At 49.3% G+C, this 17,194-nt stretch carries 8 protein-coding genes and 1 pseudogene; 5 read left to right on the top strand and 4 right to left on the bottom strand.

The window, feature by feature from the left end:
* Positions 1–116: 116 nt before the first annotated feature.
* The 3 genes from OXH18_RS02265 to glgP all read right to left on the bottom strand — a co-directional run bounded on the left by OXH18_RS02265 (position 117) and on the right by glgP (position 8,526).
* Entirely contained in the window at positions 117–3,047 is a 2,931-nt protein-coding gene (locus tag OXH18_RS02265; protein WP_268610798.1) for a DUF4912 domain-containing protein, read from the bottom strand.
* A gap of 163 nt (positions 3,048–3,210) precedes the next feature.
* Positions 3,211–3,591: a hypothetical protein gene (locus OXH18_RS02260; protein WP_268610797.1), complete on the bottom strand. Its 381-nt coding sequence runs from the start codon at positions 3,589–3,591 to the stop codon at positions 3,211–3,213.
* An 81-nt stretch (positions 3,592–3,672) separates the two neighbouring features.
* The gene (gene glgP, locus OXH18_RS02255) at positions 3,673–8,526 is read right to left on the bottom strand and encodes a glycogen/starch/alpha-glucan family phosphorylase (protein ID WP_268610796.1); all 4,854 of its coding nucleotides are present in this window, start codon (positions 8,524–8,526) and stop codon (positions 3,673–3,675) included.
* 1,006 nt (positions 8,527–9,532) lie between these two features.
* Between glgP and OXH18_RS02250 the strand changes: the two genes are divergently transcribed.
* The 4 genes and pseudogenes from OXH18_RS02250 to egtD all read left to right on the top strand — a co-directional run bounded on the left by OXH18_RS02250 (position 9,533) and on the right by egtD (position 14,014).
* Positions 9,533–10,171, top strand: a complete 639-nt coding sequence (locus OXH18_RS02250) for a TetR/AcrR family transcriptional regulator (RefSeq protein WP_268610795.1) — start codon at positions 9,533–9,535, stop codon at positions 10,169–10,171.
* A 389-nt stretch (positions 10,172–10,560) separates the two neighbouring features.
* Positions 10,561–11,351, top strand: a pseudogene (locus tag OXH18_RS02245) (IS5 family transposase).
* Positions 11,352–11,651: 300 nt separating this feature from the next.
* A complete protein-coding gene (gene egtB / locus OXH18_RS02240) occupies positions 11,652–12,938 on the top strand; it encodes an ergothioneine biosynthesis protein EgtB (RefSeq protein ID WP_268610794.1) in 1,287 nt (428 codons plus the stop codon).
* Between the two features lie 89 nt (positions 12,939–13,027).
* Positions 13,028–14,014, top strand: a complete 987-nt coding sequence (gene egtD, locus OXH18_RS02235) for an L-histidine N(alpha)-methyltransferase (RefSeq protein ID WP_268610793.1) — start codon at positions 13,028–13,030, stop codon at positions 14,012–14,014.
* Between the two features lie 74 nt (positions 14,015–14,088).
* On the opposite strand, the gene OXH18_RS02230 is transcribed toward egtD, so the two are convergent.
* Positions 14,089–14,592, bottom strand: a complete 504-nt coding sequence (locus OXH18_RS02230; protein ID WP_268610792.1) for a DNA topology modulation protein — start codon at positions 14,590–14,592, stop codon at positions 14,089–14,091.
* 232 nt (positions 14,593–14,824) lie between these two features.
* Between OXH18_RS02230 and OXH18_RS02225 the strand changes: the two genes are divergently transcribed.
* The gene (locus OXH18_RS02225; RefSeq protein ID WP_268610791.1) at positions 14,825–17,194 is read left to right on the top strand and encodes a hypothetical protein; all 2,370 of its coding nucleotides are present in this window, start codon (positions 14,825–14,827) and stop codon (positions 17,192–17,194) included.

Genomic DNA, 17,194 nt, shown 5'->3' with positions numbered 1-17,194 from the left:
AAATAAAAAAAATAAAAAAGAGGAGAAAGGCAAAATCACCTCTCTCCTGGCTTATGTCTAGTATCTGTTCAACGATGAACAAGAAGTTAAAAATGAACAAATTCAGGTAAAAACTCTTACAGCGACGGCAACTTCACGATCGACAGAGTGAGTTCACCTTCGTTGTCGTCCAAGTAAGTGTCAAAAAATAGAGCGTGCAGTGTAGTTGTTTCCAAAACATCTAGGTTGAGGAGGTCTGCATAACCATTCAACGTAGACCAAGTAGCAGTCACTGGTACATCTGTTTGCTTGTTGATGACCTTACCGCCTTGAATCCATAGCACTACCAATGGCTCATCGGCTTGGCCGATCCCCCTCGCGTCATAGCCAAATGTCCCGTCCTTAATACGAACGATATAAGAACCCGGTTCCAAGGTTTTAGTTGCAGAAACGCGCTCCTGGATCTGCCGCATTCGATCGTCGTTGAGCAAATAACAGTTGCGCTGGCTGTGCACAACTAGGTTTTGAATCGAGCAACGTGGCAACTGGCTTGGTAGATTTGTTGCTGGACGCTCCGCCACAGGCTCTACCGGAGTGCCAATGGCGGCTACCGTGCCAAGGGTTGCAGCCGTTGCTCCAATGGCAGTGGGAATGCTGGTGGCAGATTCAGTACTGGGTACTGCGGCTGGAACTCGAATGGACTCCGATCGCGCCAACTTCAACCACCGCCCATCACTAGTAACATAGCCAATTTCGGCAATGTAATCGCGATCGGTCAGTGAAACGGGCAGGGTAATTTCGGTGGTCTGATCATCACAGTCGTATTGTTGAACGCTGTGAGCGTGGTGCTCGTCGAGGTTAATGTCGGTGACATCATAGATCCGCAACTTCAGATCGCGCCCACCCTGTTGCTTCAGCAGGGACTTATGGGATTCGGGTGTATCCCAGGCGGCTACAATCTCTTTACCGCTGCGAGGACTCAGCACAATCCGGCTAGTAGGGGCTTGAATCGCAGGTGGTTCGGCTGGTTTATCGGGAGTTTTGTCTCGCAACACAGTCGCGGCAGCCAGACCGGTAACGGCTGCGGCTCCTCCAGCTAAAGCGGCCCCGATCGGATTACCATTGTTGCCGGCAATTTCCGATGGAACTCGTACTGCGTTGGAACGGGCAATTTTCACCCAGCCGTTTGCACTAGGATAACCAATTTCAGCTAGGTAATCGCGATCGGCCGCCGGAATGGGCACATGGCGGTCGGTGTCTCGATCATGGCAATCATACTCTTGAAAACCGTGGGCGGGCTGTTTGTCAAAGTCAATATCGGTGACATCATAAATGCGCAGCTTCAGATCGGGACCACCAGGACGAGCCAAGTCAGCCTTGAGTGCATCTGGCATTTCCCAATAGGCATAGGCATCACGAGAGCTACGCGGCGTCAGCACGATGCGGCTACCTTCTGTCGAAACTGGCGTAACCACAGAAGCAGGAGTCGGGGTTGATCGGTTTGCCGCAGCCAAGGCGGCTCCTCCGAGGGCAGCCGCTCCTCCAGCCAAGGCGGCTCCTCCGACTTTGGGGGCAGGGGCAGGAGCAACGCAAGCAGGTACGCGCACATGCCGCGATCGAACTAGACTTAACCACTTGCCGTCATCGGTCATGTAGCCCAGTTCTGCCAGATAATCCCGGTTGTCTACCGGAATCGGCACATGTAAATCTGGTTCCGATTCCCTACAGTCGAACTGTTTCATACTGTGGGGTGGCTGGCGATCGAGATCAATATCTGTGACATCATACAGGCGCAGCGACAAGTTGCGTCCCCCTTGTTCCCGTAAACGCGCTTTGTGGCGCTCGGGCACTTCCCAATAGGCATAGGCATTGCGGCAATCGCGAGGCGTTAAAATAATTCGGCTCTCGTCGTCGAGGGGGGGAGGTGGCACCACTGCCCCAGTTGCCGCGACAGGAGCCGTTTCGGCGGGACGACGACCCAGTAGCCACCACAATAAGCCACCCAACAGCAATAAGGGCAGTAGCCACAGCCAGCCTGATCCACCCCGATCGCGGGTTTCTGTCGCAACTGGAGCTTGAGCCGTTTCGGTTTCGGCAGGTTCCACTGGGGCAGCGGGGGCAACTGCCGCTGGTGATTCCACGGGACTTGGAGACGCCACGCCAGCATCTACAGCCGCTGCTTCGGCTTCTCTGGCTTCGGCGACTGCTTCCTGTCCAGGAGCAGAGGTGGCAAATCCCAGAAAGGCTTGGGCGACCGGATCAGGGGTTTCGCGATACACATAGCCCCGTGGCTGTGAGAAGGGATAGCGGGGATCATCCGGCAACGTTTGGTGCATTGACACAATTTTCACATCATTGCGATCGAGCACCTGATCCGCAATGGCATAGCCAATTCCATCACTACCCAGTTCGTTGATTACCGCTGCCGTGTCATCGTCTGCCACCTGAACGGCATTCGGACCAGTGACAAACGGGGCTTGTTCAAACACGTCATACTGACTGAAGGATTGGCGCGTGTCGCTCGATTCAGGACGATCGACAAAACGAATCGGGCCCGGTTCGCCACCAAGCTCAGACCAATCGGTAATTTCGCCGCGAAAAATGCGGGCAAATTGTTCAAAGGTGATATCGCCATTGAACGGATTATCTGGTCCCACAATAACGGCGATCTTTTCGCGACTAACTGGCACTTCAATCAGTCCTTGTGCTTTCTCATCATTCGTAAGAGCACGACCGATCGCCGCCAGGTTGATATCGCCATTCAACAGTGCCTCAAGGGCTGGTTGGGTTCCACTGGCCGCAAGTTCAACGTTAGCGTCTGCAAATCGTTCTTCAAATCGTCGTTTCAGAGCTTCGTTAATTACAGTCATACTGCTTGATCCATCGACTCGAAGCGTGGCATCAGCAGGTAGTGATTCCGGTAAGGGAAACGAGGCAGGCGCAGGGCTAGAAGACTGAGCATGAACCGCTTCTGTATCCAACACAGTGATCAAAAGCTGAGGAGTGGCTGTGAGCGCCAGCAAGACAGCCGAAAATTTAACGAATGCTTTTTTAGGGTACATCATCATTATGAACCGCTTATGATTGGGGCTGACTCATAAAAGTGAACTCATAATGAACGATCGGCGAAGTAACCAGTGAAAAGGCCTAGTCCTTTGCCTGCTTACTTCTGCAATCGTGCAATTATGGAGTATCTGAATGAGTGGATGCTGATTGAATGAATTTGATCGACTAAATTCGCACCACCGATAGCAATACTTCACCATCGTTGTCTTCAAGGTACGTGTCGAAGAAGAAAGCGCACAGCGTTGCAGGCTCTGAGACCTCGAGCGTCAGGGCATCGTCATATCCGTTCAAGGTAGACCAAGTTGCCCCCACTTCCACATTCGTCTTTTTGTTCATCACCTTGCCGCCATAAATCCACAGCAGCACGATCGGTTCACCTGTTATTCCAGAACCATGACGATAGTTAAACGCACCACTGCGAATCTTGATGATATTGGTTCCAGGGTCAAGCCGTGCTGTCACCGCCGTTTCCTGCTGAATGCGTCGCATCATCTCAGGATCTAGGAAAAAGCAGTTGCGCTTGCTATGAACCTTTAAATCTGTCACGATGCAGCCTTCCATTGTGTCACCTCGCTGTTGATTGATTGAATGTCGATTGGTTTTTAGTTTGGAGCGAAATGTGCTCAGTCAGCCAGCTTGGGGTTTTGTATATTCCCGCAACTTTTTCGAGATGGGTTGAATATTCCAAATCGTCTGGCAATATTCTCGAACGGCTCGATCGGACGAAAAAGGTCCAATTCGCGCGGTATTGAGAATCGACCGTCGCAACCAGTGCTCCGGAGTTTGATAGATCCGACTCACTCGCGTTTGGCAGTCGATGTAGGACTGATAATCTGCTAGCAACAGGTATTCATCGCTGTATAACAGCAGATTGACGAGCGGTTGGAAGAGGTCAGTGTCCCCATTAGCAAGGGCACCCGAGGCAATCAGGTCAATCGCAGCGTTGAGGTCAGGGTTCGTGTGATAGTAGTCGATCGGGGTATATCCCTGATGTCGCAGATTGGCTGCTTCTTGGAGGGTTAAACCAAACCAGAAGAAGTTCTCTGCACCAACTACATCCCGAAGTTCAATGTTGGAGCCATCCAGCGTTCCAATAATAACGGCTCCATTCATGGCAAATATCATATTACCAGTACTGCAAGCTTCTGTGCCTGCGGTGGAAATGTATTCTGCCAGATCAGCCGCCGGGTAAATGCGTTGGGCTGTTTTGAGATTATAGTCTGGCAAGAAGACAACCTTCAGTCGATCGCGAACATCTGGATCATGATTCACCAAATCGGCAACCGCATGAATTAGTTTAATAATCAACTTTGCCGTGAAATAATCGGGAGCAGCTTTGCCCGCAAAGATGAAGGTGCGAGGTGTCAGGTCAAGCTCTGGATTTGCTCTAATCCGATTGTACAGCGTCAGAATGTGCAGCACTTGCAAGTGCTTTCGCATGTATTCATGCAGCCGCATCGTGTGTACATCAAACAGTGACATTGGATCGACTTGAATTCCGGTTTGCTGCTGAATATAATCTGCTAAATCAGATTTACAAGCGTGTTTAACCTGCTGCCACTCATTGCGAAACTGAGGATCATCTACAAATCCTTCTAGCTTTTGCAATTCATCTAGATCGGTAATCCAATTGTCGCCAATTTCGCTAGTGATTAGATAAGCCAATCGTGGATTAATTAATTGCAGAAATCGGCGCGGCGTCACACCATTTGTCTTGTTGCTGAATTTTTCTGGGTAGAGATCGTAGAAGTCGTGTAGAATCGTTTGCTCCAGAAGCTGAGTATGTAGCTTAGATACTCCGTTAATTGCATGGCTGCCAACACAGGCAAGATAAGTGGTGCGAATATAGCGCTCTCCAGTTTCATCAATAAGTGATACTCGCTGAATGCGATCGAGATCATCCGGATACTTGGCGCGTACTTCATCTAAGAAACGACGATTGATTTCAAAGATAATTTCCAAATGTCGAGGAAGAAAATGCGCAAAGACCTTCACAGTCCATCGATCGTCCAAGGTTTCTGGCATGAGGCTGTGATTTGTATAGGCTAACGTCTTCTGAGTCACATCCCAAGCAATATCCCATGCCAATCCACCTTCATCTACCAGCAAGCGCATTAATTCCGCCACCGCCAGTGTTGGATCAGTATCATTGAGTTGTAGCGCAAACCGCTGATGCAAGGTGTCAAAAGAGCCGCCTCCGAGTCGATGCAGTCGCAACACATCCTGTAGCGCACAAGAAACTAGGAAGAATTGCTGCTTTAAACGTAAAGCTTTGCCTTGAACTTCCACATCTACCGGGTAGAGCACTTTGCAAAGATCACCAGAATCCGCTTTCCATAGTCGCAGAGGATTGATGGTGTAGGAGCGATAGCCCGGAATGGGTGTATCATAGGGAATGCCTGTGATCACCTCGTTCGGAATCCATCGCACCCGATATTGCCCGTGCTCATCAAGATATGCTTGGGTTTCTCCCCCAAACTTGACCTCAACCATGCCCTCGGGAACTTCTAGCTCCCACGGGTTGCCGTTGCGTAACCAACTATCGGGAACTTCGACTTGCCAACCGTCTTGAATGACTTGATCAAAAATACCGAACTCATAGCGAATGCCATAGCCGATCGCCGGAACATTGGCAGTAGAGAGCGAATCGAGATAGCACACCATCAAGCGCCCAAGTCCGCCTTTACCGAGTCCTGGCTCTTCTTCCTGTTCACATAGCGCATTCAGGTCAATGTTCAACTCGCGCATTGCCTGCTGCACTGGTTCTAAATAGCCCAAGTTCAACAAATTGTTGGCCAAATGTGGACCGGGCATAAATTCAGCGGCAATCTCACCCACAATCCGGACATCTGGCTGCTGCAAGTAAACCTCTGGGCGATTGAGCTTCATCATCCGATCGCGCACAACATAGGACAAAGCCATGTAACAATCTTGCACCGTTGCCGTTTCTAAAGATTGTCCACAATAGCTACGCAAGTAATCTTGAAATGTGCGCTTAAACGTTTCCACTGTCGGTTCCGAGTCATCACGCGGTACAGGCGTCATCACGCTGTCTGCGGTGGTATCGGCAATCGATGAACTGAGAATTGGCTGTGCATTGACAGTAGGGTTTGTGTCAGCCCTGCCAACGATGGGAGCTTCCAGGACGATCGGTTCCACCTGTCGAATTGAAGGATCTGCGAGTTGCTCGAAGGTTTCGGCAGAAGGGTCAGGCGCAGAAAAGCCAGTCCCAGTGTCCGGTTTCGTATCCGTCACCGATTCAATCGCTTCATCCGATGTTGCCGAAACTGGGGGTTGCGGTTCTATGATTTCGGCTTCAATAAATTCTGCGTCTATGGAGTCTGCCGCTGCAACATCTGACACGATTGGGTCTGGCAGAGGCACGGCTGGAGCTTCTAGCGGCATTTCGACCACCAGTGGTTCCGACGGTAGCGTTTCAGGTGTTTCGACGCCAGGAGTTTCTACCGTCGCGTCGGCTGCATCCATAGTTGCGTCGATCATCGCGGCATCTGATTGGGGGGCTGCGACTGGTGGTTCCGCTAGGGGCACTTCTGCTGACGAAGACACCACTTCCGCAGGGGGGGCTATCGGCACTTCTACCGGAGCTTCGGCGATCGTTGTAGCAGAAGATTCGGCAGTGACAATCTCTGGAACCTCGGCTGGAACCTCTGAAGCGGTAGGTCGAGGCGGAGATGGGGGATGGGTGGGATTCGGAGCGGCGGGAGCAGCGGGTTTATTTTTACCTTGCAGCCATCGAATCAATAACACAACCAGCGTTAGCGGTAACAGCAACCACCACCCAGTCCGTCGGCGCGGTGACTCTGCGGTAGGTGCTACTACTGGCTCAGTGGGTTGAGCGATCGGCGCGTCTGGCGTGGTAGTCTGAACGGGTGGTAGGACTGGCGGTTCTGCGGGTCGAATTTCATCGAGATCGGCTTGATCATCTAAGCGCTCTACAATCCGCTTTGGTTTAGGGCTACCTGTGGCAGGGGTATCAGTCTCAAGCTGTACGGGCTTCTCTACGACGATCGGCGAAGCAGGCGTATCAAAACCCTGCGGGTTATTCGGTTGGCTCAATCCCGGTGGTAGTACTCGTCCGGTTGGAATCGGTTTAATCACCTGCATGGCTGGCTTTTCAGCCGAACTTACTGCTGGAGTTTCTGCCATGGCTTGACCAATTACTACCTTAGATTCTTCGGCTAGGGGCTGAAGCGATGGAGCCGATGTTTCTAATGTTTCTTCCGTATCCTGCGCAGTTGGTTCTAACCGAGTTGCTTGTAAGCGAGTATTTGTTGTCTGGGTTACTTCAGTTGCCTCGTCTTTTGACGAAACAGCTAATGGAGCAACGCGATCGGCGAGTGGTTCTGCGGCTTCCGGTTGGGCGGCTATCCTATCTGCAACCTGATCCTCCACCTCAGGTGATGTTGCGTCTGTTGATTCAATCGTTGACTCGATCGTTGATTCAATCGCCGCTTCGGAGGCAGACGTGGTAGTTGGAGTGGCTTGGGGCAATGTTTGGGCGAGGGTGGCCGCCGCCAAGGCTGTTATCAGGGCTGTGGCTTCAGTGTTTTTTGCCGTCTCGATCGCTGCTTGTCCTGGATTAGTCGTTGCAAAACCCAGAAACGATTGAAGGGCTGGAGCTAGCTCGGTTTTGTAGGCATAGCCGCGGGAAAAGGTGTAGGGGTACAGCGAACTGTCTGGCAACACATCTTGCAAAATAGCAATGGGAACCAGTCGGACACCCGCAACGCCCCGAACCTGGTCAACAAGGGCATAGCCAATTCCATCAGTTCCTAACGCCTGAATCATCTCAGCGGTGTCATCCGTTTCTAGAGGCATGTGCGTGCGTCTGGAAGGAGTCCGCTCTGCTTTCAACCCCCCTGCTTTCAACCCACCATAGTCTTCAAAATAGTCTTCAAAAGCCCGGCGTGTATCACTTGTTTGGGGACGATCGATAATCCGAATGGGTGCATCGGGGCCACCGACCTCTGCCCAATTGACAATTTCACCCTGAAAGATTTTGCTGAGTTGATCGAGGGTTAAACTGCCCTTAAAGGGATTGGATTGGCTGACAAGAATCGCAATCTGTTCTCGGCTGATAGGAATTTCGACCAGTCCCTCAGCTTTTTCCTCTGGGGTCAGCGGTCGCCCGATTGCCGCTAAATCAATCTCTCCATCTAATAGTGCCTTGATGGCTGCGTCCGTTCCATGCGCGGCAACCTCAACCTCAATACCGGGAAAATCAGCTTCATAGCGCTGCTTTAGCCATTGATTAATCGCTGTCATGCTGCTAGAGCCATCAATTTGCACGACTCCACTATTCGCATCATTCACCCGATCAACGGACAGCACCAGAGACACGCGATCGGACTGAGCGAGTGCCATGGTTGTAGATGGCAATAACAAGGTAGATGCAGGTAGGGAAACGAGTGCAACTAGCAACACAAGTTTCCGCAAAACAGGCACTTTCTGATCAAACATAAGACAGGATTGGCTAAATCAACGTCAGGACCTGATGGAGTCGCCCAATGCAATCGCTATGCAAACTTTTGTCACGAATCCTCCCAAAAAGATCCGGTTAAAGGAAGTCCTGTCCTATACATTTCGCCGATTTCTTGAAAATTAGCAACTGCTTCTTAACCAGTCATGACGGTGTAAACACGATATAGTGCAGTCTGAAGACAAAGATAAAAAAACGTAACGTGATGGGCAACGTTTCTAATCCTGCTCCCCAATTGAGTGTGCAAGTTACCTTTGCGCCCTCGTCCTAACTCCCGCTTCCAAGCTTTGGAGAGGGACTATGCCTTAAAAAACACAGTCCTCAGAAGCTTAGTTCAAGCTCCAAATGCCCTGTGTTTAACCAACCGCACAAATTCACAAATTTGATTGTGTAGTATTTGCAAAGTTTTATTATTTTTCTGCCATCAGCTTTATGTATTAGATGTTACACGGATTCACTATTAACTTGCGCAAAACTTCGGTTAGAGCCTCAGTAAATTAGGTTGAACGACATCGAGCTAGCCGATTACTTGCTACCAAGTTTTTAAAATCCTACGGATTTGATCCCACCTTCTTGATGAATATTGTTCAAAGAAGTCGTAAATCGATCTAGAAATGGTGGGTTTTAGGGGTTACAAAGTAATATATGGATACAGAAGGCACTCCTTTCCTTCCACAAGGATAGTTGATCGGTTGCCTGTTTTGAACCAAGAGATTTCCTCGTGAGCGTTCGATTGGCGTTGGTGTCAGGGTATTGGGGCGAGGTGGGGAAATTATGAATGGCTTGCGCTATATATAGCGTGCTGCATAATTGCAGAATGTTTACCATCCACAAGTTCAACTAGACGACCATGTTACAGATAGCCTCTAGTTCTAATGTTTCATTGTGTCTGAGTCTAAATTTGAGGTGGGTAAACTGCCCACATAGGTTGTATTGACAAGATTGCAAAGTAATTGTATTGCAGTGTGTTACAGGCTATATACTATCATGGGGCGATCGCGAATTATCACAGATAAGCAAATTCTAGAAGCGGCTCGAGAAGTGTTTCTTGCAGAGGGGTTTGGGGCTTCCACGGTCGAAATAGCTCGTCGTGCTGGTGTATCGGAAGGCTCGATTTTTAAACGATTTTCCACCAAGGAAAAGTTGTTTTTCGCAGCCATGAGCGAGGCAAGTTCACCTCAGTGGGTTAAAACCCTCAACGCTCTCATTGGACAGGGAGATTTGAAGCAAAATTTGATTGCGCTCTCACAGCAAGTGATTGAATGCTTACGGGAATTTGTGCCCAGGATTATCATGGCGCGCTCCAAAGGATTGTTGTCCCCGGCTTTAGTTGGGCTTGATGAACCCCCTCTGGCACGAGATTTAAAAGCGTTGACAGACTTCTTCGATGAGGAAATGAAATTGGGTCGAATTCGAGCAGGCAATCCTGAAGTTCCGGCTCGGATCTTGCTTGGGACGTTAACAAATCACGTGCTAATGGAGAAAATGGCTTTTTCTACCAGTGATGTGCTAGAACACCCAAATTATCTTGAAGAACTCATTGATTCCTTATTAGAGGGGATTGCTCACCAAAAAAACTGCGATGATTGTCTCGATCGAAAATCTGTTTCTATGCAGCGAGAGTAAAATCGATTCGCTAACTGACGTTGCATGAGTCTGCCCAGTTTCTGATGGGTAAACATTCTATTCGTTCACGTCCAGACACAAGGTGAACCGGAAGATGGACGAACAGTAGATCGTGTCTATCCAGGGCTAGATGAGCAAGATTTCCATTCCATAATCCGTGAGCTTTTCACAGGCAAAGAGCAAGCTGAATGACCCCATAGTTCTGCATAAACATCCTTAACGAACGGACGGATGTGGGAAGACTTACCATTCTCCATCCACTTTCAATCCTATTTTCTGGAATTCTTCGCTGAACTCTCAGAGGGTGTTTGAGAAGCCAGGAAGGTCGTAAAAAAGCTCACTCAGTGTAGGCTGCGAATAGCAAATATCTACAGCCCTGAGTGAGTCAGATGAGTAAAGCATATCCCAGTAACCTAACCCGCGCCCAATATGAGGTTTTGAGTGAATTAATTCCAGCAGCAAAGCCAGGTGGTCGTCCTCGCAGCGTTGACCTGTGGGAGGTGCTCAATGCCATGCTCTATGTTCTGGTTGAAGGCTGTCGTTGGCGTTCTTTACCTGGTGATTTCCCAGCCTGGCAGACGGTGTACACGTACTTCCGCAACTGGCGATTGGACGGCACCTGGATTCCATTCATGACCAGTTGCACCAGTGGGTTCGCATCGATGCGCAACGCTATCCTAGTCCATCAGAAGCGATCATCGATAGCCAAAGCATCAAGAGTGCAGCAGGAGTTCATCAACAAGTTGGCTTTGATGGAGGCAAGCTGATTACAGGACGCAAACGATTTTTAACGGTGGATACGTTAGGACTGGTTTTGCGGGTGTTTGTGAGTGCGGCAAACCTGGGGGAACGCGAAGGGGGCAAACGTGTCCTCAAACGAGTCAAACGGATGAAGAAAAAGGTTTCACGCTTAATCACCATTTGGGTAGACGGCGGGTTCGATGGCGCCCCTTTTCTGATGTGGGTGATGGATGTTTGTCGTTGGATTGTGCAAGTTGTACTGCGACCTGAGCAAACCAAAGGCTTTAGCTTGCTCAAAAAGAGGTGGGTGGTAGAACGAACTTTTGGTTGGCTAATGGGATGCAGACGGTTGGTCAGAGACTATGAATTATTACCAGAGACATCAGAAACCTTGATCTACCTTGCCATGATTCGGATTATGGTGAGGCGGTTGGCATAAATTTGACACCTCAAATCTTTTCAAACACCCTCTCAGCAAATCCTCATTCATTGAGCTTGATAGTACGGCACGGTGTATATCATCTGTGTTGTTAGGAGCCGTATTCAAAATTTTTATCTATTCCTTAAGACGGTTTTAACAGCTATCTATTTCCTGCTGTAGTGATACAGCATGGTTCCACTGTATTATCTTTTGTGTTCTATCTAGTCAGTCTTCACTTGTAACAAATTTGTTGACTTTTTGTTAATTTCTCCACACCACCCGCTCGGGCAACTCCTATCTCCCATTCACACTTTGATTATGAAGCCTTCTCTATCCCAGATACAAACTAATCCTCAATCACTGACAAAGCACTATCAGCAGGTACGTCAACTCAGTGAGCAGATTTGTCAGCCGTTGGCGATCGAAGATTATGTGATTCAAACGATGCCCGATGTTAGCCCAGCCAAGTGGCATCTGGCCCATACTACCTGGTTCTTTGAAACGTTCTTGCTCCTTCCCCATCTCAAGGATTACAACGTTTTTCATCCTCAGTATGGGTTCCTGTTTAATTCATACTATGAAGCGATCGGGCAGCGTCATCCTCGACCGCATCGTGGGTTGTTGTCCCGACCTACCGTGCAAGAGGTTTACCAATATCGGCACTATGTAGATGCGGCGATGGAACAACTGATTGCAGATCAATCTGGGAATGAATCTGTAGAAAGCTTAATCACGTTGGGATTACATCATGAGCAACAACATCAGGAATTGTTGCTAACTGATCTAAAACATGTACTTGCCTGCAATCCACTACGACCTGCTTACCGTGAAATCGCGTCGATGTCTTCTCATTCAGGGAACGATTGCACATCAGAAAAGTGGTTAGATTATCCGGGTGGATTGTACTCGATCGGCTTTGCTGGAACCGGGTTTGCTTTTGACAACGAAGGACCAACTCACCAGGTGTATTTACAGGATTATTACCTTGCGGCTCACTTGGTCACAAATGGTGAATATCTGGAATTTATGAAAGCAGGCGGGTATGAAAAAGCAGAATACTGGCTTTCAGAAGGATGGGGGCTGGTACAAAAAGAGCAGTGGCAAGCGCCCCTCTATTGGGAACAAATTGAGGGTCGGTGGTGGACAATGACGCTGATGGGAATGCAGCCTGTCAACGAAGTGGAACCAGTCTGTCATGTCAGCTTTTTTGAAGCCGATGCGTTTGCTCGATGGGCAGGAAAACGGTTGCCAACAGAAGCTGAATGGGAAGTAGCATCTGCACAAGTTCCTATTCGCGGTAATTTACTAAACCCTAGCAGTGTAACTACCAGTCAGCTTCACCCGATCGCCGCCACTCGATCAACTCGTCCAGATCAATTGTATGGCGATGTCTGGGAGTGGACGCAAAGCGCCTACTTGCCCTATCCCGGCTTTAAGGCAGCATCAGGTGCAATTGGAGAATACAACGGCAAATTTATGTGCAATCAAATGGTGCTACGGGGCGGTTCTTGCGCAACGCCAGCCGATCATATTCGTTCTACCTATCGCAATTTCTTTCCGCCGTCTGCTCGTTGGCAGTTCAGCGGAATTCGCTTGGCGCAGTGATGTTGGAGTAGGGAAAAGGAAGGAACAAGAAGAGGAAATAGAAGATACTGTTTTGATGACGTTGCTGTTTTGATTCGGAGACTGATTTTATGACCTTAGCAACTGACGTTAAAGCTCACGTCAAGCTGTACGATCTACACCCACCAATCGATGATTTTCGAGCGGAAGCATTGACTGGTTTAATGAAACAACAGAAAACCATTTCACCGAAGTTTCTCTATGACAAATCGGGAGCAGAATTGTTTGATGCAATCTGTACCTTAGATGAGTATTACTTGACTCGGACTGAAATGGCAATCTTACAAACTTACGCTCACGACATAGCAGACTTGATTAGTGACAGTGTGTTGATTGAGTTTGGCAGTGGCAGTAGCCAAAAGATACGAATTCTGTTAGACGCGATACCACGCTTACAAACATATATTGCACTGGATATTTCCAAGCAACACTTGCAGGAATCTTGTTTGAATTTAGCGGAAGCTTACCCATTATTGGAAACGATTGCCGTTTGTACGGACTACACGCAACCGATTGATTTTCCGAATATTCCATCGATTGACAAAAAACGCAAAGTAGGATTTTTCCCAGGTTCGTCGATCGGTAATTTAGAACCCGAAGCGGCGATTGAATTTCTGAAGCAGACGGGTCAGTTGCTTGGACCTAGAGGTGGATTATTGATCGGAGTAGATTTAAAGAAAGATCGAACCATCCTAGAACCGGCCTATGACGATCGTCAAGGAATCTCGGCCGCCTTTGCTCTAAATCTACTAACACGGATGAACCGTGAATTAGGTACAGATTTTAATGTGGATGCATTTACCTATCGCGCTTTCTATAACCCGGTGGGACGCATCGAAATGTACATCGTTAGCCTTATCGATCAGGTAGTGCATTTAGACGACGTTGAAATTCCATTTTGGAAGGGTGAAACTCTACGAACGGAATATTCCTACAAGTACAGCCTAGAGGAGTTTCGAGACTTGGCACGGGCTGCTGGGCTACAACCCAATCAAGTGTGGACAGATCCAGAGCAGTTATTTAGTGTGCATTATTTGAGTGTTGATGGTGGGAAGTAGGGAGGGGGAGTCGGGAATTGAAGAGATTGAGTGTTTATGTCCTCAATCTCTGATCCCTAACTTCCAATTCCTCTCTACACCGATCGCAAAAATTGCCTAACTTCAGCGGGCGATCGCAAGATTATGACGGTTTTGTCGGGGGGAAGGGTGGCTAATCGGGTGAGAATGCTCGATCGCCGCCGTGAAGGATATGTCCACACCCAACTTAAAAACTCCCAATTTAGCTGTTCTGGGCAATCTGACGCCATATCAGGACGAGTTTTGCCGGCATACTGCCAACGTCGTCTGAACACACGCCATAGGCAAAGCAGCCGGGGCATATCTAGAAAAATCACTGTATCTGCGGCTTCAAGACGTGCGTTCATTGTGCCGCTATAATTTCCGTCCATAATCCAAGTATCCTGATTCATCAGATGTTCTACGGTTTGCTGCCATTTGTCTTGTGGAGTGGGTTCCCAACCCGCATTCCAATAGTGAGTGTCTAGGTGAATCACTGGTAAGTTCAATCGTTCTCCAAGTTGTCGAGATAGCGTTGATTTGCCAGCCCCACCCGAACCAATGACCAAAATTTTTTTCATGGACACTTGAAGGATGTTTGAAAAGAATTGAGGGATATAAGTAAGGGATACACAGATAGTCTAATCGTTTCCATCAGGTCTCAACATCTTCAGGAGTTGCAAACTGAGTTGCAAAAAGGCGACCGCCGCCAGAAAAATTCATTTATGATTTGGGAGCGATAGTTGCAACCAGGATAATTTTCAAACTTCTGGACAATAAGCTGTCTGCGCCATATCTTGCAGGTGGTAAGCAATGGGGAAGGCGACTAAACCTCCGGTGCGTGTTAAGCTGCTGATTACCAATTCACCTCGACGATCGCCTCGTTGGTCTTGGCTGTGGACATGGGGCGTGATGGGTAGCTCGATCGTGACAACGCTGGGAGGCATTTGGATTGGATTGCGGCTCATTGTCAATCCCGGCACAGTCAGTTGGCTGCATTTGTTTGGGCCGGATTGGCAACAGTCACCGCTAACCCGAAATAATCTGCATACGCTTTCGGAGGTACAGGCAGAGGCGAGTGCGCATGGATTGACAGTAGGACAACCCGTCCATATCAGCACTTTCCCAGGTTTTGCTAAACAAGCGGCTGGCTTCAACGATTTTCTGTTACCTCTGTATGCCGAGGCAACCTGTCGCGCGGTCGATCGATCGATTCAGGCGTGCCCGATGGTAGAACTGCGAGTGTATCGTCCAACCGAAACATTGCGGTTGCCAGGACAGGAGATGATGTTTGAGTTCATCGATCGCCTATTTGTGTCTGGGCCAGAAGAATTGGTTGCCATCGCACCGTTGGTGAATGCAAATCTTGCCAGTGCTGGCTCAACTCGTCGCTTGCCCTTACACACAATTACTCCCCTTACAGGACAGGCTCCTTTGCCGGGCATCTGGTTTCACCTCAGCGGTGACTGGCACCGCGGCAGTAGTCGTGTTTTGTATGGGCAACTGGTTCGGTATGATCCAGATCAAAGACATCTGCAATCACTGTTGGCATGGACAAGTCCGGCTCAACAATTTCCTCAATGGCAACAGGTGACGGGTGGAGAACCCACAGAGTTGCTTGTGAATCAAACGATCGGATTAGAACCAGGGTTTCAGGTTTATCAATTCGCAGCCCTTAGTTCTCCAGGTAAGCCGATTCAAGTGAAAGCTATTGACCTTAAAGCGGCTGGTTTGAAGTCGGCTAGCTATGTCAATGGGTTATTGCTAGCCCGCAATGGGTTGTGGTCGGACGGGTTGAACCGATTGCAAACTGCGAAACAAACTGATCCCGATTGGTCAGATTTGGCCCAATCGCAGTTGGATTTGGTGTCGCTTCACGCCAACATCACGCGAAAACAAGCTCAGCAAGCATGGGACAGCCCCCGATCGCAAATTTTGGCGCTACTAATTGATGGGCAGTGGGCAGAAGCTTTCAGTGTTTTGCATAATGCTCATCGCAACGGTTACGCCATCTCTACCCTTTTGGCAAATCCATCCGATCGATTGTGGCAACGAGTAGAAGCCGCCATGCGGGAAGAGGCTGGCTCTGACGTTCTCAATTGGGGCATTTTACTATCTGCTCTGCGGCACGATCGCGATGCGGCCCTAGCTTGGCGACAAGCTCAGGCTAACACTAAAGGCGATCGACCCATAGCAGCCGTCTTGGCTCTTCTCGATCCGCTGGTGACAACGGTGGAATCGACACAGTTATCCCCCTCTGTGCGGAGTACCACAGCAAAGACGCTCGCATCCACTTCCGCTGCTATCGAGTCAGGTTCTGCCATGTCTGATCCTGTTCATCGCCTCATTGGGTCTGCTCGTTGGCAACCTAGCATCAATCCATCTGATTGGATGCGTCCTGATTCCACACAAGCGTTAACCGTCGCCGCCGATCAGGGATGGTATGAAATTTCAGCGATTGGCATTCAAGATGGAGCAGACTGGCGATCGTTGAAGTTAGTCTCCAAGGAAGGAACAGAGTCCAACCTCGTGACTCAACTTTGGTCGCAGTTGCAACTAGACACCCGGCCGACGCTGCAACTATTGGCTTGGACAGGCAACATGCAACCCCACCTTCGCCAAGTTACGGTCAAAGGATTGCGCACCGTTGGTAGTGACGTTGTGCTCTTGGCGGCGGGTGATCCACCTCCGGTCAATCCTGATAGCCCTCTCTTCCTAGTGCTCACTTTGGACACCATGCCTTGGATAGATCCCATCGATCGCCTCACCGTGGCTGATCTCAGTCAGCAGCCAAACTGGTCAGACACCCTAGCACCGATGCTGTGGCAAGAACTACATCATGCCCAGTCCCTCTTTTTAGCAGAACCCACCAATCCAACAATGCTGCTGCAACAGATTGGCGGTTGGTCAGTGCAACTAATGGAATTGACAGGTGATGATCAGCCAGAAGCCATTTTGTCCCTCCGGATGAAATCGTCTTCTACCAGTCCAGCAATGCAGCCGCAAACGCTGATTTTGTCGAACCAAGGGCGCGTTCTATTTCGCGATCGAGTTTTGGCAACGGGTCCATCTCTGAAGGCGATCGTTGATTTGGGAGATGGCCCGGCTTTGATCATGGGAGATGTCCAAGGATATTGGATTGAGCGCTGGTCAGCCGCAACTCAACAGTTTCAGTCCCAATGA

This window comes from Thermocoleostomius sinensis A174, from assembly GCF_026802175.1.
Classification (GTDB): Bacteria; Cyanobacteriota; Cyanobacteriia; order Elainellales; family Elainellaceae; genus Thermocoleostomius; species Thermocoleostomius sinensis.
This window is presented reverse-complemented; position numbering and strand designations above follow the sequence as displayed.

Coding starts and splice junctions, on each gene's coding strand:
- OXH18_RS02265 (WP_268610798.1), bottom strand. CDS start 3,047: ATGATGATGTACCCTAAAAAAGCATTCGTTAAATTTTCGGCTGTCTTG.
- glgP (WP_268610796.1), bottom strand. CDS start 8,526: ATGTTTGATCAGAAAGTGCCTGTTTTGCGGAAACTTGTGTTGCTAGTT.
- OXH18_RS02250 (WP_268610795.1), top strand. CDS start 9,533: ATGGGGCGATCGCGAATTATCACAGATAAGCAAATTCTAGAAGCGGCT.
- egtB (WP_268610794.1), top strand. CDS start 11,652: ATGAAGCCTTCTCTATCCCAGATACAAACTAATCCTCAATCACTGACA.
- egtD (WP_268610793.1), top strand. CDS start 13,028: ATGACCTTAGCAACTGACGTTAAAGCTCACGTCAAGCTGTACGATCTA.
- OXH18_RS02230 (WP_268610792.1), bottom strand. CDS start 14,592: ATGAAAAAAATTTTGGTCATTGGTTCGGGTGGGGCTGGCAAATCAACG.
- OXH18_RS02225 (WP_268610791.1), top strand. CDS start 14,825: ATGGGGAAGGCGACTAAACCTCCGGTGCGTGTTAAGCTGCTGATTACC.